Genomic DNA, 24,905 nt, shown 5'->3' on the forward strand with positions numbered 1-24,905 from the left:
CACCTGCGCGGATCGTCCGTTGGCGTCCGTGCTTGTTCGTCGCTGTTCGTGCGCGTTGTCACGCAGTTAGACACTCATTGCTGCGGCAGGTCAGCTGCGTGCCCTGCGACTTGGCCAAGGCCGTCCATCGGGAGATTGGTCCGCAGGCCGGCCCGATCGAACGAAGTCACCATATTCGTCCTGGACCATGCCCTCGTTGACCCAACTCCCGCGCACTGCGCCCGTGGCCTCCTCGGCAGCCGCCAGTGCGGTAGATGGGTCCTCGGCCGTGGCAACGAGTCGGCCGAACTCCTCTTCGTCATGGTCGGCGTCGAATGGTGGAAACTCCACCAGATCGGAAAACCCCTCATGACCGACGTCCTCAACGGTATGGACGTAGACCTCATATGACGCCTTCGTTGGGCGGACCTCGACGTAGCTGACCCCGAGCCGATCCGGACCACCGACCGGACCGAGAAACTGTTCCACCGGCCGGCCTCGCTTCAGGGCCCCAACAACGAAAGCCTCTGTCAGGTAGCGCATCCTGAAAACCCTACCCAGCACGTCCGGCCTGCGGTGCCGGCCAAGCACACTCAGCTTGGGAAGCTGCGAGCATTCGCTGCCTAGCCGGGCAATGACCTGGAGGAACGCCCCCGTTTGCCGCCTCCTCAGGCTGGGCCGCTTTCACCGTGATTCCCCGCTGTTCCCCGCCTCATCTGGTGCGCTTGTGGTGCGGCCCGCCCGGCTCTGACGGACTGACCGTACGTGCAGGCGCATTGGCAGGCGCATCAGAGATGGCGCTTGGACGCTCTGACCAGTCGACTGATGTCGTCGCGGGTCTTGACCCTGCGCTGGTCCAGTTCGGTTCTGCTATCCGTCTTGCGCAGGGCTGTTACGTCCTCAAGTACAGCTTCTGCCGTCTCGCTCAAGGTCTCGTCATCGGTGAGCATCTGCACCCGGAAGAGAGCTTCTTGGGCGCTGGAGCGCAGGTCGTATGCGCGGACTCGCACCACGCCGGGGTCCTCGTGTGGTGGTTGTTCGCGTTCGCATAACCAGAGATGTACCAGGCAGCGGCGGTAGTTGATGAGTGCGCCGGCGTAGGCGCAGTAAGCATCGAGTCGCTCCTGGCGGAGCCTCTCATGGCGGGTGAACTGATGCCCCTTGTCGGTGGTGCGGTGCTGAAACGCCAGGGTGAGCCCCGAGCCGAGCAAGGTCCCCAGAACGGCTATGGCACTGGCGATGATGGTCTCCACACCCCAAGCTCATCACGTATCGCCGACCCGGGCGCATACCCGCTCTGCTCTCACGCCAACACGATTTCCAACTGTGGTGGTGGCCCCAGGGGCGTTGGGCGGGGCCGTTCACCTGCGTTCATGGGCGGCCGGTTGAGCTAGCGGCTACTGGCTCTGGTCTCGTCTGCACGTCCGCGAACGACACTGAATGAGACGGAAACTGAGACGGAAGAGGGCCGAACCTCGCTCCTGACGCGGTGGCTGTCCCGCGTGCCATCATCTGCACGTGCTCAAGATCCCCGGATACGAAGGCGGCCCCTTGGTTCGGGGCGACGCCTACCTGGACGACCCGTTGTTCTGGCCTGTGCACCTCGGTTCCTGCCTGCGTGGGGAGGACGCTCAACGAGCCGCGTTCGGCGCTGACTGGGATGCGGCCATGGAGCTGTATCGCACACTGTCCGCCGAGCATGAGTGGCCGGTATTCAGTGTGCCGCTGTGCTCCGGTCACACCATCTACGTCGTCTACCGCAACTTCGTGGACGAATGGGGCGTGGACTATCTGATCCATCAGTCGGCTTGGTCCGAAGCGGAAACCCTCGCTGTGGTCGACGGTCACTTCATGGGGCCCGGCATGGCCTGGCCGGAACTGCTGTCCGCTGCTCGGCAGTCGGCGACAGAAGGCATTGGTGATGCTGACGCCCGTCTCTTGCTGCTCTTCCCCACACTCGGCGACGCGCTACTTCCCGACGATGCAGCCGCGGCTCTCACCACTTCGCTCGCGGCTCTCACCCTGATCGAAGAGCCCGCCGAGGTGGCAAGGATGCTCCTTGAGAACCAGGGCCAATGGGCTCCCGCTCGGTGGAGGTCGGCAGGCGGCGTCTGGACCAACGACGGTGGGCACTCCTACCGGAACCCAAGCAACGCATTCGCTCTGCCCGAGGGGCGCCTTCTGGAGATCAGTAGCGCACTGCACGGCGGGAGCTGAGCACCACTTTAGGAGTCCGATCACTACCCGGCTACGACGTGGATCCGCACGGACTCACCGGCTATTAAGGGTCGTAGGTGGCTGTCGGTGTTCGTCACCGTTGATGTCATCTATGGATGTCACGTGAGGTCCTTCAAGGTCCCAGGGATGCTGTCGAACATGCCCGGCGGGAACGACGTCATGCCGAGCTTCTCCATGCCTGCGACCACGGCAGCCAGAGACACGACCTGCCCTAGGGGGCTGCCCTTCTGGATGACGAACACGAAGTCATTCTCGGATGGAGGAAGCGTCTTCGGCAGCGTCATCAAGCCATGCCTGTCAAGCTCCTTGCTGATCTGCTCGCGCAGTGCCGCGCTGAGCCGATCTCTCTCCGGTGCGGCGTACTTCTTGATGAAGCGCATCGAGAGGCGCTTGATGCCGTGGTCCACCTCTACCGCGTTCGCAATCACAGTGAAGTCCATAAGGCAGTAGATAACTCAATTAGTAACTGAGTTGTCAAGGCGCGTGCCGTGTGCAGGACCCGGGTCCTGCTGCGGCGGCAACGATGTGCCGTGGGGGCGGCGGTCTCGGTCTAGCTGGGCGGGCGGGCTCATCTCTTTGGTGTGGCGTTTGTGCGTCAACCGACGACAGTCAGCCGCGACGGCGGGCGCGTCGGCCGATCACGCACGCGTGTGCCTCGCTGCACCCCCACCGGCCTCAGCCACGCTGCCATGCCGTCGACCAGAGCAAGCTGCGCCGGCGGAAGCGCGGCGGTCAGACCTTGAGGAATGACCTCTTCGTCCCGAACTCTCGGCAGGGGGGTCATCAGGGTCTGCTGGGCTGGTCAGCTGGCCGCTGACGGACCTTGTCGGTCACCGGCGGTTTCGGTGGTTGCTGTACTCCGCTGCTGTACAGCAACTCCATCATCCCCATAGGCAATCAGCATCGGGCCTACGATTGACACGACCTGCGTCGGCCGGTGGCTGCTTCCCCCAGTACCGGCCCGTTGTGGAGGGGACCAGCCCGTTCGAGCCGGGCCGGGCGGGGAAGCGACTTCCGCTTTAGGAGTTCGATCCGGGCCCGGCGTGGTGGGGACTCGCCTCGCGCACCGGCGCTGTACAGGGCCGCCGGTTGTCGCCGCCGTCCGTGCTCGTTGGATGTCAGCGGAACAGCCCCGGGAAGGGACAGACCTCCAGTGGTTCGTCCGGCCGGTCTGCCCAGCTCCACCAGAGATGCCGACCGGCACACCGCCACAGTGCCCGGCAGGTCCGCCGACCATCGTCCTCCCGTTTGACGAGGACAAGGCCACCGGACTTCATGGGCTGGCTGCACTCGGGACAGGCCGGGGCGTCGTCGGTCATGCGGGGCAGCCTAACGAAGCGACCGCTTCGTCCCGAAGCAACTTGGGATGCTCGCCCTCCTTGGCCTGCAGCGTCTGTCACCTGCGCTGATGGCCCGCTGACGTCTACGGGTGTTCGCGGTTGTGCGTTGCGGTTGTCACGCAGTTAGACACTCAGTGTGCCCAGTACGAATCGCTCTAGGGGTGGGTTACGCGAGCCCGTGACACCGTCGCTGTCAGCCCGTTAGCCAAGTGTGTGTGGTCGGCAGCTCTCTCATCTCAGCACCTCAACAGCACGCCGGAACCGCTCCGTCGTGGAGAAGCAGGAGGCGAGCCACAAGGCCTCCGGCATGTTCAGGATCACGCCACTGATGACCGGGATTGGCGAACTCCGCCGCAACTCCTCTGGGAAGTCTCCGCCGAAATGGAGTCCCTGAGCCCACGCGCCGGGCAGGAGCAACCCACTGGGCGTGATCGGGATCGGATCCCAGTCGAGGTCACTGTGCAGAAGCGTGGCGTAAGACTCCCCAGGGCGCTGCCAGAAGATCAACTGCTCATCGAACTCATTGACCCAGTGCAGGACGTGGTCTGAGCGATCGAAGACGACGCCTGCCATCTCTCCGAGATGACTCAGCACAGCGTTCCGTCCCCGATACCCGCCGACGTATGCGCGGGCTTCATTCACGAAGTCCGCCAAGGTGGTGGCGTCAAGCACCGATGTCGCAGGCAGCCTGATGGTGCGCGGCCGGCGGCCCTTTTGCCCTCCAACACGGAGTTGCTTCGTAGCGTTCGCCCAGTACAACTGTTCTGTTTCCGGGTCAAAGACGACACAGAACACGGGCACATTGCCGTTTGCCCACGTCTCGGAGTGCTGCCGCACCGGTACTGCGTAGCCGTACGACCGTCTCCAGGAGACACCGCCCTTCACCTGGACCTTGATGACGTCGTTGGTCACCCGCCCGGCGTCAGCGAAGGTGACATACAGGTCCTCGCCATAGTCGTTCTGCCCCGAGATCTCCTCTACGACGTGATCGTGACTCTGGAGGAGAGTGCGCAGAGCGTTCACTGCTGCCTGCTCCATCCGCCGCCCACTCGGAATCACCGTCATGTCCCGATCCCCCATCCGCATGGTTGTCCGCATACATTGCCATCCGGCTCTGACACTGGGGCGTTGAGAGGGCTGCCTGCAGAAGATCGCACCTGCGCCATGAGCTTGGGAAGCTGGGTTCTACGGGCTCGATAGCCCCACGGACCTGCTGTCGAGCCGTGTCATGACCTGGGGGCGCTTATGGGTGGGTGGCCGCTGTTCCCCGTAGTTCCCCGCAGTTTCTGGCACGGGGCGTGTTCAGGCGGGTGGGTCAGTCGCGCCGCAAACCCGGCACGCTGCCAACGGATCCGAGGCCGGTGGAGGCGGTCAACGACTGGGCCGCGGTTCTGAGGTCGTTCTCCCATCCCGGGAGTTCGTCCGGTTCCATCCATTCGCTGTAGTCCGCTGCGACGGAGAGGAACTGCGTCTCCTCCGGTGTGCGGGCTGCGACCGTCATCGACAGCCGGTCGGCTACGTCCTTGGGGCCCAGCTCGCCATTCGCGAGACCGAACGCGAGGTTCACGAGGAGCCATCGGCCGGCTGTCTCCTCCTCGGGAAGGCGTATGCCGAGTTCGTGCAGGGCTTGGACGTAGAGCTCACGGATCTCGGTCTCGTCGCTCCTGCATGGCAGGCCGGCCAGTTCACGCAGGGCGGGAGAATCACGGCCGTCGACGAGCGTATGAGCAGCGAGCATCGGGAGCTCCTCGGGTGGGAGTACCTCCGCCACATACCGCCAAGCGCTGTGCTGCAACCGGTCCATGCGGCCCATCGTGAGAGCAACGAGCCGTCCTGGCCACCTGATTACTGTTCTGTCCTCGGCTTCTTTTGCCCTGGGGTTCACCGGGGATCTCGGTGAACCTGCGCGTCACTTGTTCACGGGCGGTGCGCCTGGTGATCGTCTTCTCCGTCACGCCAGAGACGTCAACTCCGGAGAAGGTTGCCTCCCGCGTGAGAACCGGCGCCCCGTCCTGGGCGATGGCCACCCTGAGGCGCCTGATCATCGGCGCACTCCGACTCGCCGGCCGCACCGACATCGCCGGAGGCCTTCGCTACCGCGCCCGCAACCCGCTTACTTACTCCCCACTCCAGACATCACATGATCAAACCGGGTGAGATCGCGAGAACGACGCAGCCCTGCCCGTCGTCCGGCCAGCGGGCGCGATCAAGGGCGCCTGCTGGCCTTGCCAGCGAATTCAGCAGGTGGACCGGCTGGAGATCTTAATTCCGGTGACACTGTAGGCGTTGGCAAACACGGTTGAGGTGTTCGGCGGAAGGCAGATCGAGGTGCCGTCCTGGAGCCGCAGGTACACCACGTCGTCGTTCCGGGTGTTCATGACCCCGTAGTGCGGCCGGGGCGTGACGGCCTGGTAGGTACTGGTCACGTCCTTGTACTTCGAGATCGGCGTGCCCGCAAGCAGGGCGTTGTTGTCCACGTAGAAGCAGACGTAGGGGTACGGACAGCCGTGAGTGGGGGCCTCCGCATGGGCTGCGGATGCGCCGGTCACGGAGATGGCCGCGACGGCCACGCTCACCCCCGCGAAGCTTGCAACCTTCCGGATGACGGACTTCATCAAACCTCCAAGAACTCGGTCAATTGTTCGAGTCTGCCCGCGAGCGGCGGCGGGCATGACAAGGCATGAGCGTAGCCGGGGCAGACGTAGGCTGCTGTCGCGAACTCCCCATCCCCCTACGGCTCTTGCGGACGGTCACGCCCGGGCCCGGCCGACTCATGCTCGCCCGCCAGTTGGGGAGGTCCGATACCCGCTCACCGTACCCAAGGCAGGCGAGGCACTGACATGGGTGGGTGCTGGGTGCGCCGGAGGGAGTGGCGGCACCCGCTTCAGGAGTTCGATCGAGCGGCTCTCCCGGGGCCCCTCACAGCGCTACCGGCTTGGCGTGTGTGATCGCTGAAGGCCGCCTGCGCCCAGGGGTGTTGATGTCAACTGGTGATGTCAGCACGGCGTGACGCGATACTCGCCCGAGACCAACCAGGTTGGTTCATCGGGCGGCCAGACGAAGCGGAAGCGGAATCTGGTTTCAGACCCACGTTGCAAACGAGAGTCGGCGTGAAAGGGCCGCCTAGGGCAGCGACCACCAGCTAGTTGGAGAGGGATGGCAGGTTCATACCGTCCGGGACCCGGTGGACTGTTCCACGCAAGCCCCGAACTCCGCGAGGATCTCCCGGCGCATCGACAGCAGGTCGCGGGCTGAGGCCGACGCCCCCAACCTGCGCCAGCCCGTCGGCCAGCCGCCTGCGCAGTTCGGTGAGCGCCGCCTCGTGGCCGCCCTGCTCGTCGTACACGTGCTCGCCCCCGGCCCCCTGGTGTGTTCGCCGGTGCCCATCTTCGTCCCGGTGCACCCCGGCGCACAGCGATTCGGCGACCTTCAACCACGTCAACACCCCACCGTGTACCGGGAGTCCGCCGTGGCCGTCGCCGTCGTCCTACTGACCATCGCCCTCGTCCTCGTCATCGCGCCGCTGGCCGCAGCCGGCACGGGCAAGCTCGCCCGCATGGACGGCGCCACCTACCCCGCCGCCCTCACCCGCGCCGCCATCACCTTCGCCACGGCCATCACTCTCGCCGCCACTGTGTCCACAACCCTCACCGCTCTCCTGACCTGAGGTTTGCGGCCGGTGACAGGCTTGTCTGACCGCTGGATGCAGGGTGGCCGGCTCACCCACGCTGCCTTCACTGCGCCGCCGGCGCCCAGCCGGGAGTGCGTCCGCTTCGGCTTCGCCCGCGTCGGGAAGATCGACGGTGATAGTCCTCGGCATCTTTGACGTCGTCGGGGCGTGCGCGAAGCAGGGGCTGCCTGAACGGGACAAGGCCAGGCGCCCGGACAGGGTCCGTCACGCTCCCCGCCTGCGCACCTGAAGTCTCTAGGGCTCGCTCAGGGCCTCGGCAGCGGCAGGCCGGGAAGGTGCGGGTGCCGCTGGTGCTGCTGACCGCCGCAGAGGGGCAGGATGAACGTCTCCGGCCTTGGTCGGTCCGCCTCGTCGTAGGCGCTGAGCACCGTCTCAATCCGCTCCCACAACCGCACCGGACCGCCCTCGCGCACCTCCCACCGGCCCCCACGCCGACCCGACACGCCCGGAAGCTGGGGCCGCTAAGGACGGACAGTCCGCGGCGACTTCCGCAAGGCGCTGGTGCCGCGGTGGATGCGGCCCCGCGCCGGTCGTGCTGGTTACTGGTTACTGGTTGCTGGTTGCTGGTTGCTGGTTGCTGGTTGCTGGTCGAGTGCTCGGGCCGGCCGCGGCGTATGCCAGGGTCCGGTCGGCGTCGACGGCCTCCCGAGGGTCTCGACCCCTCGATGCCCGGAGTGTGTCTCTTTTCAGCCATGCCCCTATGACGTCCCTGCGCGGAAAGGTACTTCCGCACAGGAGCATGCACCTGACATCTTGCATCCACCATTCGTTTCGTACGGCCCGCCGGTGCCCTCAGCGCGGCCGGGCCGTCTCCGGAGGACGCATTGATACCCCCCATATCCGGCCGCCCCAGACGCACGCTGGTGCTGGCGGCCACGCTCGGAGCCGTCCTCGCGTTCGGCGCCCCGGGCGCCCTCGCGGGCACGCTCCCCGTCACCCCTTCCACCGCGTCGGCCGCCAAGACCCACGCTCCGGCCGCCGTGCCGGCTTCCCGGACTGCGACCTGGGTGGCCGGCACACGTGCCTACCTCGTGATCACCGCCCCCGGTGACAGCTCGGCGGTCCGTTCCGCGATCGCGGCCAACGGCGGCACCGTCTTCTCGAACTTCGACGCCATCGGCGTGATCGTCGCCCACTCGGCGTCCAGCGGGTTCGCCGCCACCATGCGGGGCGTCGCCGGCGTGCAGCAGGTCGGCGCCACGCGCACCTCGGACGTCCCGGCCGACGCCTACAACCCGGCGCTCCCGGCCGATCCGTCCCAGGCGTCGACCCCTGCCGGAGAACCGGTCCGGGCCGACATGAGCCAGATCAAGGCCGACCAGGCCTGGGCCGTGAACCCGGGCTCCGCCTCGGTCAAGGTCGGCATCCTGGACACCGGTGTGGACGACCGGCACCAGGACCTGTCGCCCAACTTCGACGCGGCCGACTCGGTCTCCTGCGCCTACGGCAAGCCCGACACCCGTGCCGGCGCCTGGCGGGACGTCGACACGCACGGCACCCACGTGGCGGGCACCATCGCCGCGGCCAAGAACGGCAAGGGCGTCGTCGGCGTGGCCCCCGGGGTGAGTATCGCCGCGGTCCGGGTCGCCGAGCCGGGCAACTCCTTCTTCTTCGCCGAGAACACCATCTGCGGCTTCGTCTGGGCCGGTGACCACGGCTTCAAGGTCACCAACAACAGCTACTACACGGACCCGTGGCAGTTCAACTGCCCGGACAACATCGACCAGGCCGCCATCATCGAGGGCGTCAAGCGCGCCCAGGAGTACGCCGAGGGCAAGGGCTCCCTCCAGATCGCCGCGGCGGGCAACGAGAACTACGACCTCGCCCACAAGACGACCGACTCCGCGAGCCCGAACGACTCGACGCCGGTCACCCGCACCATCACCAACGCCTGCCTCGACATCCCGACCGAGCTGCCGGGCGTGGTCACGGTCGCGGCCAACGGCACGGGCGTCACCAAGGCCTCGTTCTCCAACTACGGGCAGGGCGTCATCGACGTCGCGGCGCCGGGCAGCAACGTGTACTCCACCGTGCCGGGCGGCGGCTACGGCAGCAAGAGCGGCACCTCGATGGCCACCCCGCACGTGGTCGGCGTGGCGGCACTCATCGCCAGCGCCGACCCGGGCATCACCCCGGCGCAGATCCGCGCCAAGCTGGCCACCCAGGCCAACGACATCGCCTGCCCCTCGGACAGCCGCTGCACGGGCACGACGGCCAGCAACTCGTTCTTCGGCGAAGGACAGGTCGACGCCCTCAAGGCCGTCGGGACCACCCCGCCGCCCGGCAAGTACTTCGAGAACCTCGCGGACTTCGCCGTCAACGACAACGCAACCGTGGAGAGCCCGATCGCCGTGACCGGCGTGACCGGCAACGCCCCGGCCACCCTCAAGGTGGGGGTGGACATCAAGCACACCTACATCGGTGACCTGAAGGTCGACCTGGTGGCGCCGGACGGCACCGTCTACACGCTGCACAACCACGCCGGCGGCAGTGCCGACAACATCGCCCAGACCTACACCGTGAACGCCTCCTCGGAGGTCGCGAACGGCACCTGGAAACTGCGCGTCAACGACAACGCCGCCTCCGACACAGGCAGGATCGACGCCTGGAACCTGACCTTCTGACGCAGGGCCCGGCAGCGCCCGCGTCGGAACGCCGTGCGCCGACGGCAGCTCCCTGTCCGCGACCGCGGACGAGGCGGGCTGCGGTCGGCCGGGGCTGGAACCGCTGCGCGGCAGAGGGCACAGGGGCCTCGGCGGCGGTGAACCCGCGGCCGGGGCCGCCATGCCGGAGGCGTCCGGGAAGGCCGTGAACGGCCTGGGGCCGGTGCCCGGCGACTGCCGGGCACCGGTTCGGGGGCACTGGAAAGAGCACTCCGGTGTGACCGCCGTGTTCGACCGACGGACCCGCCGTGCAGCGCAGGCCTTCGCCGCCCTCGCGGGCTACGAAGCCTGCGCGTCGGCCTCGGTCGAGTGGGGTATGACGAAGAAGTCGGTGAGGAAGCAGGCGACGCTGCCGTCCGCCGCGCGGCCGATCCAGGTCGGATATGCGCCGTCGCCCCACCCGGACGTGAACCCGGCGAGGTTGTGGCCGCCCTCGCCCTGGGCCATGAAGACGTCGGGTCCGTGCCCGACAGACTCCATGGCCGCCCACACCGCCCCTTCCTCGTCCTGCGTCCCCGGAAAAGCGTTCTCGGCCGAGGCGTCGTAGAAGCAACCGGTACCGGCGTCCACGCCGTAGCCGAAGTACTGCTCGTCACCCAGTTCCGCCGGATCCTGCCCGGGCAGAAGCGCAAGCTCCCATCCGGCCACCTCCACGTCACGTATCACCAGCCGGACGGCCGCGACACGAGTGTGCGGGTGGGGCCCCGACTCCGCGCCCGGACGAACCAGCGTGGCGACGGCAGCGTCCACGGCGTAACGGCCGGGCTCCACCGCGACCGTGAATGGTCCTACGTCCCCGCTGCCCAGGTACACGAACGGGTCACACGCCACCACCTGACCCGAGTACAGGGCGAGTTCGCCCACGCGCACCACCGACAGCGTCCCGGTCAGGTCGCGTCCGCAAGCAAAGGAGGTCCCGTCGGTGAAGTACCGGGAGTAGTCGGGCGCGGCGATGGGCATGCGGGGAACCTTCCGTGAACCGGTGCGTATGCGGTGGATCCTAGAAGCAGGCACTGACATCTCCCGTGTTCCTGCGCTGCGTCCCGGGAGCGCCTGCTCCGGGTAGGGACGGTGGCGGTGCCTGGAGGCAAGGTCCCGGAACCGGTGGACCACTGCAACATCCGGGCGGGCCGCCAGGGTACCCAAAGGGAGAACACGGACTTCGCCGGCCGCCGGGTCCCCCTCGCAGCCTCTTGACGTTCTCCAGCGGAGCGTCAGACCAGCTTCCGCAGCCACAAATCGAGAGCCGCAAAGTCGCTGTCGGTCAGACCATGGCGGGGATCGACGCGATGGAGCAGGGCGTGTCCCTGGTGGTGGGCGGCAACCCAGGCTCGATCGGCGTCGGTGACCTCGTCGTCGACCCACGCGAACGGCCGCTCGGCCGCCCATTCGACAAGGGCGCGGGTCTTCCAGTGCAGCCCGTTCCGCTCGTCCTGGTCATCCATGGCGGACGGCTCCGGCCAGACCACCACAGGCAGCTCCGGCAGACCGATGCGAGGGGCGACGCAGTCGTTCGCGTCAGCCATCCATGTCGTCGCCCAGACCACCTCGCACGGGAGCGCTGCCAGCCGGCGTCCGTGCTCGGGGTTGATCCTGGTCAGGAGGGGGTTCGCGTCGGCACCAAGCGGTTCAGGACTCCTCTCATAGGTCGGATACTGCTGCGGCGCCGCGCCGAACGGGATGAGCGGTCCATCGACATCGAGAAACAGCAGCGGAAGCTGCACAGAGCCAGTCACGACAGCACGATAACGACAGATCCCAACGGGGACCGCCTCGGTGACCAGGGCTCCGCCTGCCTGCTCAGACGAGATCACGAATCAACTGGTCATCCGATCTGCTATTTCTCGTGAACATCCCTCGTCAACATCCAAGGGCCCCAAGATCCGCAACTGCGGCCCAAAACCAGCAGCCAAACGCTGCTGCTGCACGTGAACAAAGCCACCCATCACCTATCCGCAGCACCGGTTCACCGATCCCGGGGAGCAGCGCCGGTTCGTCAACGCGGTCGTCGCCCAGGGCGAGGACCCGACCGGCAAGGAGGCGGCGGGCCGGCACCACGTGTGGCTGGGACGTGGCCAGACCCGTCCGACGTATCAGCCGGCCGAGGTAGGCGGGAGGACACAGCAGGACCGGAGTGATCAGGAGGCCGGCAGGGCCGGGCCGAGCGGGACGACGTCCGGCCCGCCCGCCGTTCCGCCACGCGGGCTAGTCCGGCGTGCCGGTCCCCGCAGGCCGGGACCGCGTACCGGAGTCTGGACGCATCCCACACGACGTACCCCACCGGGAGGCGTCAGTACTCATGCGACCCCAGTTCAGGACGCAGAACGTGGCGTCGGCCCCGGGCTTCCTCTCGGCCGCCGAGTGCGCCGACGCCATCCGGGCCATGGACGAGTCACCCCGCGAGCCGGCTCAGGTCGTCCGCGCCGGCGAATCGGTCCTCGACTCCTCGCTGCGCTTCTGCTTCGACCACCACTTCCCCGAGGACCACAAGCGGCGTATCGGCGAGCGCATGGCGTCCTACTTCGACGACCACCGCGCGGCGTTCGACTCGGACGCGGACTACCTCTACGGCCCGTACTTCATGTCGTACGAGAAGGGCAGCTACTTCCGCGCGCACCGCGACGTCGCCAACCACAAGGACGATCCGCCGCGGCTCGCCGCCCACCGCTGGTCGCTGCTGCTGTACCTCAACGGCCGCCGCGCCACCGGGGCCCTGCCGACGTTCGACGGTGGCGCGCTCACCGTCTTCGAGACAGATCCCCGCCTGCGCGACCGCCGGGTGGTCGTCGTGCCCGAACCGGGGATGCTGCTGCTGTTCCGCTCCTCTCTGATGCACGAGGTGGCGACCGTGCTGGACGGCACGCGGTACGCAGTCGCCGGTTGGATGTCCAGTGCCAGCTCCCCCGCCCTCGGAGGCCCGCGATGACCTACCACTCCTGCGCCAACGAGTCGGTCCGGATGGGGGTGTCCCGCGACACCGACCCCGAGACGCGGACCGCGCTCGCGGCGTTCTGCCGCCGCAACGGCTACCCGTACCTCTTCACCGAGGTACTGGAGCCACTGCTGTCCGAGCACGGACTCGTCCTGGCGCTGGCCGTGACGGAGCGGCCGTGGCCGCCCAAGGGCATCGGGTCGCGGACGATCGAGGCAGTGGGCATCGCCATGATCGGAACCGAGGGCCGGGCCCATCTCACCCCGGTCCTGACCGACCGGAGGAACGCCACCAACATCGGTCTCGTCGGCGCCTTGACGAAACAGCTGCTCGAGCACCTGCGCGAGGCGGACGTCCCGTCGGCCGGCTATCTGGTGCGCCAGGGCGACCGGGCACTCGAGCACGCCCTCGAGCGCGCCGGCTTCGCCGAGGCGGACTTCCGGTCGTCCACCGACTTCGCCGACTACCTGGAGTTCGCCGCCTCGCCGGACAAGGTCCTCGACGCTCTGGGCCTGGCGGCACTACGGGTCGGCGACCTCCTGGCGCTGGGCCTGGACGGTGGGGAGCTCGACCGGCTGGGTTCCTACCACTTCGCGCTCACCGCCGGGCTCACGGCCTACCTGCAGGACTCGCTCAGGAACGCGGCCCTTCTCCCGGGCCTGATCGACCTCGTCGCCACGCTGCCGCCCGGGGGCGTCCCGCCCGGCACTCCCGGGCCACCGCTGACATGAACCGTACGGCGTCCTCATCCGGGCAGGCGCCGCACGGCACACGGGTGTCGACGGTGTCGTTGGTCGTCTCGACGCTGGACGAGGGCGCCGAGCTGCACGCGACCCTCGAGTCGGTGTACGCAGGATCCGTCGTCCCGGACGAGACGATCGTCGTCGACGACGGCGGCACGGACGGCAGCTGTGCCCTGTTGGAACGGGCCGAGTGGCGGGCCCGCGGCGTCGTCGTACACCGCATCCGGCGCAGCGGCGTCGCTGCTGCCCGCAACGCAGGCGCCCGGCTCGCCGGCGGTACGCACCTGGTATTCCTTGACGCACATTGCCGAGTTGAGCGGAACTGCCTGGGACGCCTGCGGGCGGCCCTGGACGCCGGGCCCGACGCCGTCCTCGCGCCCACGGTGCGCGACGCCACCGGCACGGCGGCGGGCTGCGGGGCGCGGCTGATCAACGCCCACCTGCGGGCTCGCTGGCTGCCTCCCGGACCCGACGGTACCGGCCCCTACGCCGTGCCGCTCGCGCCGGGCGGCTGCCTCGCGGTACGCCGGGCGACGTTCCACCGGCTGGGCGGCTTCGGCGCCTTCCGCGAACTCGGGCTCGAAGACGTGGACTTCAGTCTCCGGGCATGGCGGGCTGGGCTCGATGTGCTGGCCGTACCGGGGGCGCGGCTGGCACACCGCTTCCGCCCGTATCCGCCGTATCGCCTGAGCGGTACGAGCCGCGCCTACAACCTGGCACGGACCGCGCTCGTCCACTTCGGCGGTTCCCGGCGCGAGGAGTGCCTGCGCAAGGTGATCGGTACCCCGAGGGCTGCCGAGGCGCTGGTCGAAGCGTTCGCCAGCGACTGGGAGGCGCAGCGGGCCGCCGTCGAGGCGACCAGTGTGCGCCCCCTGAAGGCGTACTTCGAGACGTTCGGCGACTGGCGCTGACGCCCCCGCCCTTCGCAGGTCGGCGGCGCGAACGGCCAGCCTCCGCAGCGCCGTTCGGACAAGGCGAGGTGCCTGTACCCATGACGAAAGCGGTACAGGACGCCGTGGGCGGCGAGCGTGCCCCGATCTACCAGTGCGCGTGGAGCCGTACGGGCCGGCGCAGGGTCAGGTTGGCGAGGCAGACACCCGAAGCGACGGCGACCGGGTCACCGTCCACCGTCGTCCGTCGTCCGTCGTCCGTCGCCAAGAACGGCGACATCGTGGCGGCGATGCTGGACAGCGAGGCCACGGTCAAGCACTTCAAGCGCGTGGACGGCCAGGCCCGACTCCTCCCGCACAACGCCGCCTACATGCCGATCCCAGGTAATGACGGGAGCACCGGACACTGGCGGCACCTTCGAGAAGCCAATCCCGGCACGTCACCGCCTCCAGAACCCGCAAGCCGGGCCGAGTCGCCGGTGTACGTCCTCGTCCGGCGTCGTTGACGTCAGCCGTGGATGCCAGCAGCCTTCCCATCGGTAGCTCTGTGGAGATCGGTCATTGGAGGTCATACGGGCTGCGGGGAGGGTCGTGCGGGCCGGGGTCGGTCGCTGACGGTTGCTGGGGTTGCTGTACTTCGTTGCTGTACAGCAACGGGCTACCAGTCCCGCCAGTCATCGGTGATCTCGGTACGGCTGATGCCTCGCCCGGCTGCCAGAGCCGGGACGTCGATGCCGTGCTCCATCAAGGTCTGATCGATGTAGAGGCACAGTTCTTCACGCTCCTGGGTCTCGTAGCCAGCACCGTCGTGCTCCTCGTTGATCTCGTTCGACACCAGAACGACCCGCTTGATCGCCTCGAAGACCTGCTCGTCGTCCTGGTCCCGGAGCACCTCCACATCCAACTCGAACGCGCGCAGTGCCTCATCGGTCGACGCAAGCAGCGACTCCGGGAAGAGCTCCGACAGGAAGGCATCGCTCGGTGAGCGGGTTCCCGCCGCGATCTCTGTTGCCTCTTCGTCCACGCGCGCACACCAACGTGCTGATGGTCTGATTGCCATGCCCTGGACGGTAAGCCCGGGCTCTGACAGTGCCGCTGCCGCGCGCTTTCCAACTGTGGTGGTGGGGTGTCGGGTTGCGTGCGGGGGCATTCACCTGGGTTCATGGGCGGCTGGCTGCCGTGATGAGGACGGCTGCAGGCCTCGCCTGAACAGCGGTGAACGGGCCTCAATGCGACGGACGTGGCCGGCCTGGCCCATGACGCTGCATGGGGCCAGCGGCTGGAGTTAGCGGTGTAGACATGCAGGAGGAGCCATCGATCTGTCGTGAGCCCAAGAGATCCGCCTGAGCCTCAGCCCCCGCCTCGAGCCGATCTGAAACCGTTGATCAGGTTGACGACTGTGCCGAGAACCAGGAACCAGCCGAAGAAGAGATACGCACGGCCCGCGGCCCGCTTGCTCTTGCTCGGTTGCTGTTCTGGCACCAAAGTGCCGCCTATCTCCACCGGTCTGTCCGGCCGGAAGATGCCTCGGCCGGTTCGGCGCTGGGTCCGGCCGGCCCAGATGAGCACGATGGCAACGAGGAGACAGAAAGCCGCTGTTTGGAAGTAGGTCTCCGGCGGCGAGAGCGGTGCTGCTGCGTAACCCTGCATCGATTGTCCCCCTTGCGTTCGAATGAAGGAGCGATTCCCTCACGGGGTGCAGGAACATGTCAAGGAAGATCATGTGCAAGCGTCCAACGATCGAGGCGGTCGGCCGAGCTCTCAGCTTGGGAAGCTGCGATCAGTGGGGGGACGGTTTGCTCACTGACTTAGCCTTTCCGTCCAGCACTCGCACCAGAAACCGGGGCTGGTCGTCGTCTTCAGCATGGGTGTCCTCCTCGGCGTACGTCCGTGAAGAGCTCCGCGGTCACCGTGTGCCGCCGTAGCTGTCGTGGATCACGACGCGGTGGGCGATCGCACTGACCATGCCGAGACCCCGGCCGTGCGAACCCGATCTCCCGGGCCCACGGTTCGAGGACCTCGCACTGAAGGGCTTCGGGGACCGCCCCGTGCTTCGGCCCCGTCCACAACCGCCCTACGACCGACGCGGGCAAGCCTTGCCCCTGCGCGTGCGGCGAGAACCACCCCCAGGACGCTCCCGAACTCGGCACTCCACTCCGCCCGGCGGGCTACGACTACACCGGCGCCGTTCTGTGGAACGCGCACGCCGGGGCCTAGCCGCACAGGTCCGTCACGACATCGCTCACTCCCAACGCGCCAAACGAGAAGGGCTGCTGCCTGCACGACGACGGCCGTACTCACCGTGGACCAGGCCGCCGAGCGTCTCGACATCAGCCGCTGGAAGGTCCACGACCTGATCCGCTCCCGCCAACTCGCCTCCTTCAAGATCGGCCGCTGCCGACGCATCAGCGAAGCCGCCGTGGATTGGTACAACTCCCTCCGCACCGAACAGGAAGCCGCCTGATGGCCCAGCCGAAGAAGAACGCCAACAACGAGGGGACGATCTGCCTCCGCAAGGAAGGCCCCGACGCCCGCATGATCATGGAAGTCCTCGGCCACAGCTCGATCCGCGTGACCCTGGACATCTACACCTTCGTCGGCTCGACTCGCAGCGCACTGCCTTCAACCGGGTGAGTGATGCCCTGAGGGGTGATGGCAACGATCCGGACGATGACGATGGCTCGGCCGGAGCCCTCGCAGCTGTGCAGCCGCCTTCAACCCATGAATCAGCAAGGAAGCACACGGCCGCTGCTGTCCGAAATGCGATCACTCGTTCGCAGGACTTCGGCATATAGGGCCGATTTGGTGACAAGCCTCCCGTCAGCCGCCGAAGACGGCCAGGCAATCGCACCCCTCACACGAAGGAAGTCGACCATGAGCTTCATCCAGACCGGCAAGATCGACCTGAGGTCTGACGACCCGATCGAGACGAGCGGCGGTAACACCTCGACCTTCACGCGCGTCACGTTCCCCAGCCCCTTCCCGCCGGGTTCCAATGTCGTCGTCTTCCCGCTGACCCAGACCTTCAACGGCCCGGAGACGCCGGGCATCCGCGTCCATGACGTCACCAACACGGGCTTCCTCATCCGCCTGAACGAGGTGTACGCCGGTGCCGCCAAGAGCGACGGCAAGCACACCACCGAAACCATCGGCTGGCTGGCCGCGACCGTCTGACGCACACGCTCCGGCCGGGTGCGGGTATCCCCGCTTCTTCAAGCAGTGGCCGGCCAGAGCACTTCCCGTCGGCTGAGGCGGTTGCCGTCAAACACTGCCGTCAACGCAAAAGCCAGAGGCCCTGAGGAGTGATCCCCAGGGCCTCTGGTCAGCTGTGCACTCGGCAGGATTCGAACCTGCAACCTTCTGATCCGTAGCTCGACAGAGATCGGTCGCTGAGGGTCGCACCGGTCGCGTCACGGCCATACGGAGCCGCTACTGGGCACAGACGGTTGCTGGGGTTGCTGTACTTCGCTGCTGTACCGCAGCGAGCGGGCTGGGCATCTGGAGTGCCAGCGATAGCGTTGCGAGTAATGGAGAGATCAGGCCCGGGGTGAGTGGTGTTCGCAGTCTTTAGGTGGCGGGGTTGTGACGCACCGCTCTCGGCGAGACTTCGACACGCGGAATGGCAGCCGCCGCCGCGGACCTCGGGCAGGGAGCATTACACGTACGGGCCCCCACGGTGTTCCGGGGGTCCTTCATGCTCGGCCTCACACCGCTCGACGCGTCCTCCGGGTGGACGGACGCCGAGAGGTGGCTGACGGCCGTAATCCCCAAGGTTGTACAGGACACGAGCGACCCGGCCGGCCTGGAGTCGCAGGGCTGACCCGCCGGAGCGTAGGTCGCTGTGTGCCTGCGAACACGCTTTCCAACTGCGGTGGTGGTCCCGGGAGCCCCGGACGGGCCGGTTCACCTGCGTTCATGGGCGGCCGGGTCTGGGCGCCTACCGCCTCCGGTCCGGTCTGAACGGCCGTGAACGGTGCTGAATGAGACGGGAACTGAGACGGGCGTTGGCGTCCGGGCGGGTACAGGTGTCGTCGGGCTACAAGCCGCGAAGTGCCTCGTGGAGGTCGCCATAGGCGCTCCAGCAGGTGACACTGCCGTCGTCGTTCATACTGCCCATGTACCAGTCGTCATCGTTGACGGCTTTCACCAGACAGAGCCCGTGGCATCCCAGGACGATTTCGGGGTGGAGCCGCTCGCCCTGTGCCGGCCAGCCCGTCACGACTCGATCGGTGTCGAGAGGAGTGGCCTCCCAGTCGCCGGAGACCTTACGGATCTCCTCCAGAGTCCAATCCGCCGGAAGCTGCCTGCCTGCCATCCAATGATGATGACAGCCACCGCGCGCCGAGTGCGGCACGGCTTCTCAGAGCACCGCTTTAAGGGTTCGATCCCTCCTCCGTGGGGCTGGCTCGGACTCATGTTCGCGTGGCGGTCCGTGGTCCAGCTCCATTCGCTGGGATCCGTTGTCGCCTGGCGCCGTTGATGCAGATCGTGGGGTGTTCATTTGGAAGCGGGGCACGTACGAACTGAGTACGTCGCTCGTCGCAAGCACCCCCGGCTGTTGGGGCAGCCTCGAACTCGGTCAGCATCGTGGTTGTCCTGCCCGTCGTCCTCCCAGAAGCACACCGGGCAGATCTCGAAGTTGCTGCGCTCGCCGAGTGTCAGGAAGCCGCAGCAGGGACAGGGGTGCGGACCGTCCTCGGCCCTCCCTTGGATGTTGACGAACGGAGTGGCCATCACGGCATCCTGCTGGCATCGCTGCCGGTCGCGAGCGAATAGATACGAGTTGCCCTGCCAGTGCAGCTCTCAGCTCGGGCCGTACCAGGTCTCTGCGATTTCTGGCTTCTTGAATCAACATGCTCCGCTATTTTGGCAGGCAGGACGTTTTTCTAACCCAGGGGTGGCCAAGCTGTGCAAGCTGAAGCGACTGTGGCAATTGTGGCAGCTGGTATTACCGTCGCCACATGGGCTTTAAACAGTAGAGCGTCTCGCCTCACGCAAAGGGCTGAATTTATCAGAAATTGCACGAACGACTTTTACGGCAGCAGGGCACTGACGTCCATTTTCATGGATATAGACCATGATAGATTTCGCTACGACGCGAGCATGCTTGGTACCGATAAAGAGTTAGACCTGATTCAGTACCTGGATTACTTCAATGCAGTAGGTCACAACTGGTGCCGCGGGGTGGTCAAGATCGCCGACATCATGCCGACCACCATAGGATACGCCGCGCTTCGGTCGTGGGAGAATGACGGCGTTCGTGCTTACCTTCAACAGATCCGAAGGTGGGACGAGGAAAGATACTCGGTCAGTACCGGATTTATCTACTTCGAGGAGCTAGCCATACAAATTGGCTGGCTTTGTGGGCGGATTCACAGCGGCGTGAATCGCTCCGAGCTGCTCTTCAGTGCCTCCCCGAGGAGAATAACTTTGAGTCGAATATTGGGCTACTACTCGTTGATATCTCGAATCCACCGTTGGTGGTGGAGAGTGACCGGACCCACTGCCGCTAGTAGCCCGTAGGTGATCCAAGTGACCGGCCATGTCGCCGAACTTCTCGACCAGGCCCCTCCGTCAAGGCGCCGGTCATTGGCCGGCAAGAGGGCTGCGCCCCGTGCATGGGCCGAGACTTTGGGAGTGCTCATCCTGATCAGGTCGATCATGCGGGTCGGCGAGTTGGTCAACCGGCCGTGGTCCCCGACTGACCGTCCACCAAGGTTCGGCACCGACCGTCGCTGTCCGAGGCTGTTTGGTGTCAGGCGTTGGTGTCAGCCACTATGGCCGGGCTTGACAAGTTCGCCTCTCACTCTCTCAAACAGCGATCCCGGTCGTCATTCCGGATCCGATGCGGGGCCTGTCTGCTCCTCAGCCGACGACAGCCGGCCACGACGGCGGGTTCGCCGACCGACCAGGCGCGCGCGTGCCTCGCTGCGCCCCCACCGGCCTCAGCCACGCCACTTAGCTCTTTCAGCGCGGCGTTGTACCGCAGACGTATGTACCGCCGGGATACCAAGCTGAGGGACCATCACCGTTTATGGCGCGCACGCGAAAACACTTGTAAGTTCCGGGCGTAACGTGCCAATTGTCGGCGGTGTCGTTCGCGCTCGTCCGGCGATACGAAATACCGTCGGTGATCTCGAACCCGGTTTCGTTTCTTGAGTTGTCTCGCCACGTCAGAAGGAATGTGTTGTTAGCCGTGGCTGCCACGCGCAGGCCAGACGGTGCGGTTGGGGCACTCTTGGCGTTGGCGATCCCCGTTGGGAGCATGCAGGCGCATAGCACTCCGGCTGCTGCCGCCACCCAGGAGTTGGTGCAGTTGCGAGCCAGCCAGATCAACGGCTGCGGCTTCTGCGTCGACATCCACAACAAGGACGCCGCCGCGGCCGGCGAGGACGCGGCCCGGCTCAGCCTCGTCGCCACCTGGCGGCACTCCACCGTGTTCACCGACGCCGAGCGGGCCGCGCTGGCCCTCACTGAAGAGGGCACCCGCATCATCGACGGGTATGCGGGGGTCTCCGACGAGACCTGGGCACGGGTGCGCAAGCACTACGACGAGGAGCAGGCCATCGCTCTCGTCTCCCTCGTCGCCATGATCAACGCGACCAACCGGCTCGGCGTGATCCTCAACAACCAGGGTGGATCCTACGTGCCCGGCAACCTGGCCGCCCTCGCCGGTTGACGCACCGAGACCGGCCCCGATCGAAGGAACGGGGCCGGTCTCGGTCGTACGGGAACGATCGGCAACTACAGGCAGGTCCACGCTCAGGGCCGCCAGGCCGTCCCCCGCACACGGCGTCCCACTCGGGGGCCCTCCAACAAGCGGGCCGCGGGTCGGACCGGCCGTGCGTCCGTCACGTCGGGTCCCGGTGCGACGGCTCCAGCATGCACACCACGTACGCGTCCCGGTCCTCCGCGCCCTGCGGCAGTTCAGGATGGGCGGAGACCGCCTCGCGCCACAAGAGCGGCACGAGCTTGTCGTCCACCTCGCGCGGCAGCGGCTTGACGCCCGCCTTCCGCCGGGCCGGCGCCGGAAGGCCGCGCACGCCAGCCCACCCCGGCCGGGACTCGCTTGCCGGCGGGCGCTTGCCGCCTCCAGCGCCTCCGGCGACAGGCCCGACCACACGGGTCACAGCGTGGCGCAGAGCATGCGCAGAGCCTGGAGACGTGTGTCCGGCCACTCCCCTGCCCACTGCGCGGGAGGGCCGGCTGGGCACGGCCGCCGTCCAGCGCCCCGGTCCTGCGCAATCGGCGACCGGGACACGGTCTTCAGCCCCACTTGCGTCACCTACGGAAACGCCAACTACCCGGCCTTGGGTCAAGGCCCTCTCCGTCAGCCTTCTCCCGTCAGCCTGCGATCGCCCGCAAGATCGGCTCGCCGAGTGCGCCGAGCCAGCCCGCGAGCGCTCCGAGCGGCCCGATCAGCGCGGTGCCGGCCGTGGCCAGCGCACCCGCCGAGGACAGCAGCCGGGTGATCCGGCCGAGGCGGCCCGCCACTGCCTCCCGGTCCGGCTCCGGCCGGGCGACCTCCTCGTCCAACGAGTCCAGCTCGGCCCGCACCTCGGGCTCGATTGCCGGCGGCAGCGCCGTCCGCTCGATCGACGCCCTCAGATCCCGGACCAGGCCGCGCACCTCCTGCCCGCCCGCCGTGAAGACGGCCGACTGGCCACCGTCAACGGTCTGGTTCCCGGCGACGTTGTTGACCACGCCGCCCTGCTGGTTGCCGATGTTGAAGGCCATGGCTCCCCATCTCCTCACCGCTGCCGCCAGGACGCCTGCCGTTCGGCATCCTCGAAGCGGCGGCGCCGGGACGTCGTCACGATGTGCAGAACGATCCCGATGACCGTCAGAACCATCCCGATAGCCGCCATCGCGAATCCGACCGCCCCTACCGGCACCCCGGCCACCTTCGGTCCGAGCAGCTCCGGGGAGGAGTCGAAGTCCGAACTCCCCGACGAAATATCGTCGTTGGTCCTGGCAATGAATCGAATGACCACCCAGCCGTAGATCCCGACCCCGACCAGAAAGAGCAGGAAGCCGAGCATGATCAGGTGTCGCGCCCTGGTACGGGTCGCAGCGATCTCCTTGAAGAAGCTCTCGCGCTGCGCCTGCTGAACGTAGTTGTACTGGTTCCCGGCGACGTTGCTCAGCCAGTCGGCCTGCTGCTCCCCGACGTCGAACCGCCGCTCGCCGCCGGGCGGCGTACGGCCCGCCTCGCGCGGTACCGGGCGGCCCGGCGGCCCGGAGGGTGGCGGCCCTGCGGCGGGAGCGCCGTGAGGCGTGGGCCCGGGCGCAGAGCCGGGGCCCCAGCCCGGCATGGTGTCCGAGGTACCGGCCGGGGTCCGGCCGGCTCCGGGCCTCGGGGTCTGAACGGTCCGGTCGGCGGGGCGCAGCTCTTCGTAATGCACCTCCAAGGGCCCGAAATCCAGCACGTCGCCCGAGTGCAGCACCTGCTGCCCGAGCACCGGGTGACCGTTCAACATGGTGCCGTTGGTGGAGGCCAGATCCTCGACGGTGGTCCGGCCCGAGGCCCGCCACACCACCGCGTGCCGTCGGCTGACGCCCGGATCGCCCACCTGGATCTGGCAGTCGGAGTCCCGCCCGACCAGCATCGGCTGGTCGTCGAGGACGAAGACCCGGCCGCGCAGCCGGTCCGGGCGGTCGACCACGAGGTGCGGTAGGTCGCGCTCTCGCAGAGGCGGGTCCATGGCACGACCTCCTGCCTTGGCGAAGCATCCGGCGTCGGGCGAATTGATTCGGTCGCCTGTTCCGCTGATCCTCACCTTCCAGTAAAGGCCGATCGGCCCCGTCCTGCCACAGCATCCGGGACGGCCGGAACTCGGCAACTCATCCGACTTGCTCCTTGCACGGATCATCTCGGCCTTGCTCATTGAAATACACGCAACGGTGCTGATCAGAAGGGCCTTCTGCCGGAACTGATAAGCACCGGTACGAGGCGGATGCCCTGCGCCCAACCCGCACAGGCCACCGGCGGGAGCACTACCGGAGGGACGGCACCACCGGAGGGACCCACCGGAGGGACCCACCGGAGGGATGGCATCACCGAAGACCCGCCTTCCGATGTCGGGGTCTCGGTCGGGGCGTGGCGTGGTGTGGCGTGGCGTGGCGGGCAGGGCTCGGGATCCGGATCCGGATCGGTTCAGGTGTCGGCGCGGACGAAGACGGGCTTGAGGTGCTTCTCGGGCAGTGCGTCGGGGAGTTGTTCCCAGCCGAGGACGTGGGAGACGACTCGTTCGGGGGCGACCTTGCCGGAGGCGGCGAGGGCCAGCGCGTGGGGGATGTGGTCGCGGACGTTGTCGCGGGCGATGCGCAGGGTGACGCCGGTGAGGTACATGTCGAGCAGGGGGAGCTCGCCGGGGCGGAAGTGGTTGCCGGCGGACTCACAGATGCCTTCCGGGGCGAGGCACTTGATGGTCAGGGCGAGCTGGTCGACGCGGCCGGTGGCCTCCACGGCGATGTCGAAGCCGTGCGGGACGGGCTCGAGGGTCTCGGCGGTGGCTGCACCGTAGCCGCGGGCGATCTCGCGGTGTGTCGCGTCGGGGTCGACGTACAGCACCTCGGAGGCGCCTAGGGCGGAGGCGATGTCGCAGACGTACAGGCCGATGCTGCCGCGGGCGACGACCAGGACGCGGGCGCCTGGCTTGTTCCTCAGGTGCGGGGCGACCAGTCGCAGGCCCCGCTCGGCTCGACCTATCACTACTTCCCCGGGGGCAAGCAGCAGCTGGCCACCGAGGCCGTGCGCCATGCGGGAGGGTCGGTCGCCCGCGTCCTGCGCAAGGAACTGGAAGCGGGCCCGGTCCCCGGGCTGCGGGCCTTCCTGTCGCTGTGGCGCGGCATCGTCGTCGAGAGCGACTTCCGGGCCGGATGCCCCGTGCTGGCCGTGTCCGTCGAGGAGCCGCAGACCGACGAGACCCCGCCGGCGCTCGCCGCGGCGGCCGAGGCGTTCGAGGACTGGGAGCGGCTGCTCACCGAGGCGCTGCGGACGCACGGCGCCGAATCCGGCCAGGCGCCGGGCCTTGCGGCCCTGATCGTGGCGTCCGTCGAAGGCGCCATCGCCATGTGCCGCGCCAAGCGCAGCATGGACCCGCTGGACCAGGTGGCGCAGCAGCTCGAAGCGATCATCGCCGGCGCGCTCGGCCGTCCGGCCTGACGGCGAAGGGCTCCCGAATTCTGGCGCCGCCGATCGCCTCGCGGATCGCCCTGGCCTCCTCGTCGGTGAACACGCCGCCGCCGATCAGGGAGGGGACGGGCATGGCTCCGCCGCCGAGCCCCCGGCTGCCGTCGCAGATGACCCGGAAATCGACGCGCCAGGCCGACGACGGCCCCGGCGGCCCGCGGGCCGGCGCCGGCGCGCCCTGGGTCTCGTCCTCGGACGGCTCCACCGGCGACGGCAGCAGCAACTCGGTGGAGC

The 24,905-nt window shown here is 67.6% G+C and carries 25 protein-coding genes and 5 pseudogenes; 13 read left to right on the top strand and 17 right to left on the bottom strand.

The annotated features are described in order from the left end of the window. Positions 1 to 90: 90 nt before the first annotated feature. Together ASD48_RS42375 and ASD48_RS24450 are read right to left on the bottom strand one after the other, a co-directional pair. Positions 91 to 522, bottom strand: a complete 432-nt coding sequence (locus tag ASD48_RS42375; RefSeq protein ID WP_242432720.1) for a hypothetical protein — start codon at positions 520 to 522, stop codon at positions 91 to 93. Between the two features lie 245 nt (positions 523 to 767). Further along, positions 768 to 1,232, bottom strand: a complete 465-nt coding sequence (locus tag ASD48_RS24450; RefSeq protein WP_057603861.1) for a hypothetical protein — start codon at positions 1,230 to 1,232, stop codon at positions 768 to 770. Between the two features lie 265 nt (positions 1,233 to 1,497). Between ASD48_RS24450 and ASD48_RS24455 the strand changes: the two genes are divergently transcribed. After that, positions 1,498 to 2,196, top strand: a complete 699-nt coding sequence (locus ASD48_RS24455; protein WP_057603862.1) for a hypothetical protein — start codon at positions 1,498 to 1,500, stop codon at positions 2,194 to 2,196. 119 nt (positions 2,197 to 2,315) lie between these two features. Here the strand turns inward: ASD48_RS24455 and ASD48_RS24460 are convergent, their stop codons facing one another. From ASD48_RS24460 to ASD48_RS24475, 4 genes are all read right to left on the bottom strand, one after another. Then, positions 2,316 to 2,657, bottom strand: a complete 342-nt coding sequence (locus ASD48_RS24460) for a hypothetical protein (protein ID WP_057603863.1) — start codon at positions 2,655 to 2,657, stop codon at positions 2,316 to 2,318. Positions 2,658 to 3,788: 1,131 nt separating this feature from the next. Continuing rightward, entirely contained in the window at positions 3,789 to 4,622 is an 834-nt protein-coding gene (locus ASD48_RS24465; protein WP_063887503.1) for a DUF4365 domain-containing protein, read from the bottom strand. A 250-nt stretch (positions 4,623 to 4,872) separates the two neighbouring features. Beyond that, entirely contained in the window at positions 4,873 to 5,295 is a 423-nt protein-coding gene (locus ASD48_RS24470) for a hypothetical protein (protein ID WP_199875946.1), read from the bottom strand. Between the two features lie 499 nt (positions 5,296 to 5,794). Continuing rightward, the gene (locus tag ASD48_RS24475; RefSeq protein ID WP_057603866.1) at positions 5,795 to 6,172 is read right to left on the bottom strand and encodes a hypothetical protein; all 378 of its coding nucleotides are present in this window, start codon (positions 6,170 to 6,172) and stop codon (positions 5,795 to 5,797) included. A gap of 569 nt (positions 6,173 to 6,741) precedes the next feature. Between ASD48_RS24475 and ASD48_RS45510 the strand changes: the two genes are divergently transcribed. Then, complete coding sequence (locus tag ASD48_RS45510) at positions 6,742 to 7,224, top strand: hypothetical protein (RefSeq protein ID WP_242432721.1); 483 nt, start codon at positions 6,742 to 6,744, stop codon at positions 7,222 to 7,224. Positions 7,225 to 8,111: 887 nt separating this feature from the next. Then, on the top strand, positions 8,112 to 9,872 hold the full coding sequence (locus ASD48_RS24485) for a S8 family serine peptidase (protein WP_057603867.1): 1,761 nt from the start codon (positions 8,112 to 8,114) through the stop codon (positions 9,870 to 9,872). Between the two features lie 318 nt (positions 9,873 to 10,190). Here the strand turns inward: ASD48_RS24485 and ASD48_RS24490 are convergent, their stop codons facing one another. Beyond that, on the bottom strand, positions 10,191 to 10,871 hold the full coding sequence (locus tag ASD48_RS24490; protein ID WP_057603868.1) for a DUF4241 domain-containing protein: 681 nt from the start codon (positions 10,869 to 10,871) through the stop codon (positions 10,191 to 10,193). Positions 10,872 to 11,125: 254 nt separating this feature from the next. After that, positions 11,126 to 11,647: an HAD domain-containing protein gene (locus ASD48_RS24495; RefSeq protein WP_057604333.1), complete on the bottom strand. Its 522-nt coding sequence runs from the start codon at positions 11,645 to 11,647 to the stop codon at positions 11,126 to 11,128. Between the two features lie 563 nt (positions 11,648 to 12,210). Between ASD48_RS24495 and ASD48_RS24500 the strand changes: the two genes are divergently transcribed. From ASD48_RS24500 to ASD48_RS45520, 4 genes and pseudogenes are all read left to right on the top strand, one after another. After that, on the top strand, positions 12,211 to 12,837 hold the full coding sequence (locus ASD48_RS24500; protein WP_057603869.1) for a 2OG-Fe(II) oxygenase: 627 nt from the start codon (positions 12,211 to 12,213) through the stop codon (positions 12,835 to 12,837). After that, positions 12,834 to 13,574, top strand: a complete 741-nt coding sequence (locus ASD48_RS24505) for a hypothetical protein (protein WP_057603870.1) — start codon at positions 12,834 to 12,836, stop codon at positions 13,572 to 13,574. Before ASD48_RS24500 ends, ASD48_RS24505 begins: the two co-directional genes overlap by 4 nt. A 53-nt stretch (positions 13,575 to 13,627) precedes the next feature. Next, positions 13,628 to 14,497, top strand: a complete 870-nt coding sequence (locus ASD48_RS24510; protein WP_157880693.1) for a glycosyltransferase — start codon at positions 13,628 to 13,630, stop codon at positions 14,495 to 14,497. Between the two features lie 193 nt (positions 14,498 to 14,690). Beyond that, positions 14,691 to 14,874 (top strand): annotated as a pseudogene (locus ASD48_RS45520) (S24 family peptidase); the annotation flags it as partial. A gap of 260 nt (positions 14,875 to 15,134) precedes the next feature. On the opposite strand, the gene ASD48_RS24515 reads toward ASD48_RS45520, so the two are convergent. The 3 genes and pseudogenes from ASD48_RS24515 to ASD48_RS45525 form a co-directional block, all read right to left on the bottom strand. Next, on the bottom strand, positions 15,135 to 15,500 hold the full coding sequence (locus ASD48_RS24515) for a hypothetical protein (RefSeq protein ID WP_242432722.1): 366 nt from the start codon (positions 15,498 to 15,500) through the stop codon (positions 15,135 to 15,137). Between the two features lie 326 nt (positions 15,501 to 15,826). Continuing rightward, the gene (locus ASD48_RS44395) at positions 15,827 to 16,126 is read right to left on the bottom strand and encodes a hypothetical protein (RefSeq protein ID WP_157880694.1); all 300 of its coding nucleotides are present in this window, start codon (positions 16,124 to 16,126) and stop codon (positions 15,827 to 15,829) included. A 209-nt stretch (positions 16,127 to 16,335) separates the two neighbouring features. Next, a pseudogene (locus ASD48_RS45525) lies at positions 16,336 to 16,460 on the bottom strand (ATP-binding protein); the annotation flags it as partial. A gap of 47 nt (positions 16,461 to 16,507) precedes the next feature. Between ASD48_RS45525 and ASD48_RS45530 the strand changes: the two are divergent. The 4 genes and pseudogenes from ASD48_RS45530 to ASD48_RS24525 all read left to right on the top strand — a co-directional run. Then, positions 16,508 to 16,687 (top strand): annotated as a pseudogene (locus tag ASD48_RS45530) (replication initiator); the annotation flags it as partial. A gap of 91 nt (positions 16,688 to 16,778) precedes the next feature. Next, positions 16,779 to 16,940: a helix-turn-helix domain-containing protein gene (locus ASD48_RS24520; RefSeq protein WP_057603873.1), complete on the top strand. Its 162-nt coding sequence runs from the start codon at positions 16,779 to 16,781 to the stop codon at positions 16,938 to 16,940. Beyond that, positions 16,940 to 17,110, top strand: coding sequence for a hypothetical protein (locus tag ASD48_RS44860; protein ID WP_199875948.1), 171 nt, complete (start codon positions 16,940 to 16,942; stop codon positions 17,108 to 17,110). The genes ASD48_RS24520 and ASD48_RS44860 overlap by 1 nt, the downstream gene beginning before the upstream one ends. 240 nt (positions 17,111 to 17,350) lie before the next feature. Next, a complete protein-coding gene (locus ASD48_RS24525; protein ID WP_057603874.1) occupies positions 17,351 to 17,650 on the top strand; it encodes a hypothetical protein in 300 nt (99 codons plus the stop codon). Between the two features lie 862 nt (positions 17,651 to 18,512). Here the strand turns inward: ASD48_RS24525 and ASD48_RS24530 are convergent. Continuing rightward, positions 18,513 to 18,791: a hypothetical protein gene (locus ASD48_RS24530; protein WP_057603875.1), complete on the bottom strand. Its 279-nt coding sequence runs from the start codon at positions 18,789 to 18,791 to the stop codon at positions 18,513 to 18,515. Positions 18,792 to 20,741: 1,950 nt separating this feature from the next. Between ASD48_RS24530 and ASD48_RS24535 the strand changes: the two genes are divergently transcribed. Beyond that, positions 20,742 to 21,155, top strand: coding sequence for a carboxymuconolactone decarboxylase family protein (locus ASD48_RS24535; protein WP_079073964.1), 414 nt, complete (start codon positions 20,742 to 20,744; stop codon positions 21,153 to 21,155). Positions 21,156 to 21,221: 66 nt separating this feature from the next. Here the strand turns inward: ASD48_RS24535 and ASD48_RS46205 are convergent. The 4 genes and pseudogenes from ASD48_RS46205 to ASD48_RS24555 form a co-directional block, all read right to left on the bottom strand. Beyond that, positions 21,222 to 21,525 (bottom strand): annotated as a pseudogene (locus ASD48_RS46205) (hypothetical protein); the annotation flags it as partial. Between the two features lie 295 nt (positions 21,526 to 21,820). Next, entirely contained in the window at positions 21,821 to 22,213 is a 393-nt protein-coding gene (locus tag ASD48_RS44405; protein WP_057603878.1) for a hypothetical protein, read from the bottom strand. Positions 22,214 to 22,227: 14 nt separating this feature from the next. Next, complete coding sequence (locus tag ASD48_RS24550) at positions 22,228 to 23,181, bottom strand: FHA domain-containing protein (RefSeq protein ID WP_057603879.1); 954 nt, start codon at positions 23,179 to 23,181, stop codon at positions 22,228 to 22,230. A 452-nt stretch (positions 23,182 to 23,633) separates the two neighbouring features. Further along, positions 23,634 to 24,164 (bottom strand): annotated as a pseudogene (locus ASD48_RS24555) (dehydrogenase); the annotation flags it as partial. Between ASD48_RS24555 and ASD48_RS24560 the strand changes: the two are divergent. After that, complete coding sequence (locus tag ASD48_RS24560; protein WP_057603880.1) at positions 24,147 to 24,644, top strand: hypothetical protein; 498 nt, start codon at positions 24,147 to 24,149, stop codon at positions 24,642 to 24,644. The pseudogene ASD48_RS24555 and the gene ASD48_RS24560 sit on opposite strands and share 18 nt — an antisense overlap. Here ASD48_RS24560 and ASD48_RS24565 read toward each other — a convergent pair. Then, entirely contained in the window at positions 24,613 to 24,894 is a 282-nt protein-coding gene (locus ASD48_RS24565) for a hypothetical protein (RefSeq protein WP_057603881.1), read from the bottom strand. The two genes, ASD48_RS24560 and ASD48_RS24565, sit on opposite strands and share 32 nt — an antisense overlap. Between the last annotated feature and the right edge of the window lie 11 nt (positions 24,895 to 24,905).

Source organism: Streptomyces sp. Root1310, assembly GCF_001426425.1.
Taxonomy (GTDB): domain Bacteria; phylum Actinomycetota; class Actinomycetes; order Streptomycetales; family Streptomycetaceae; genus Streptomyces.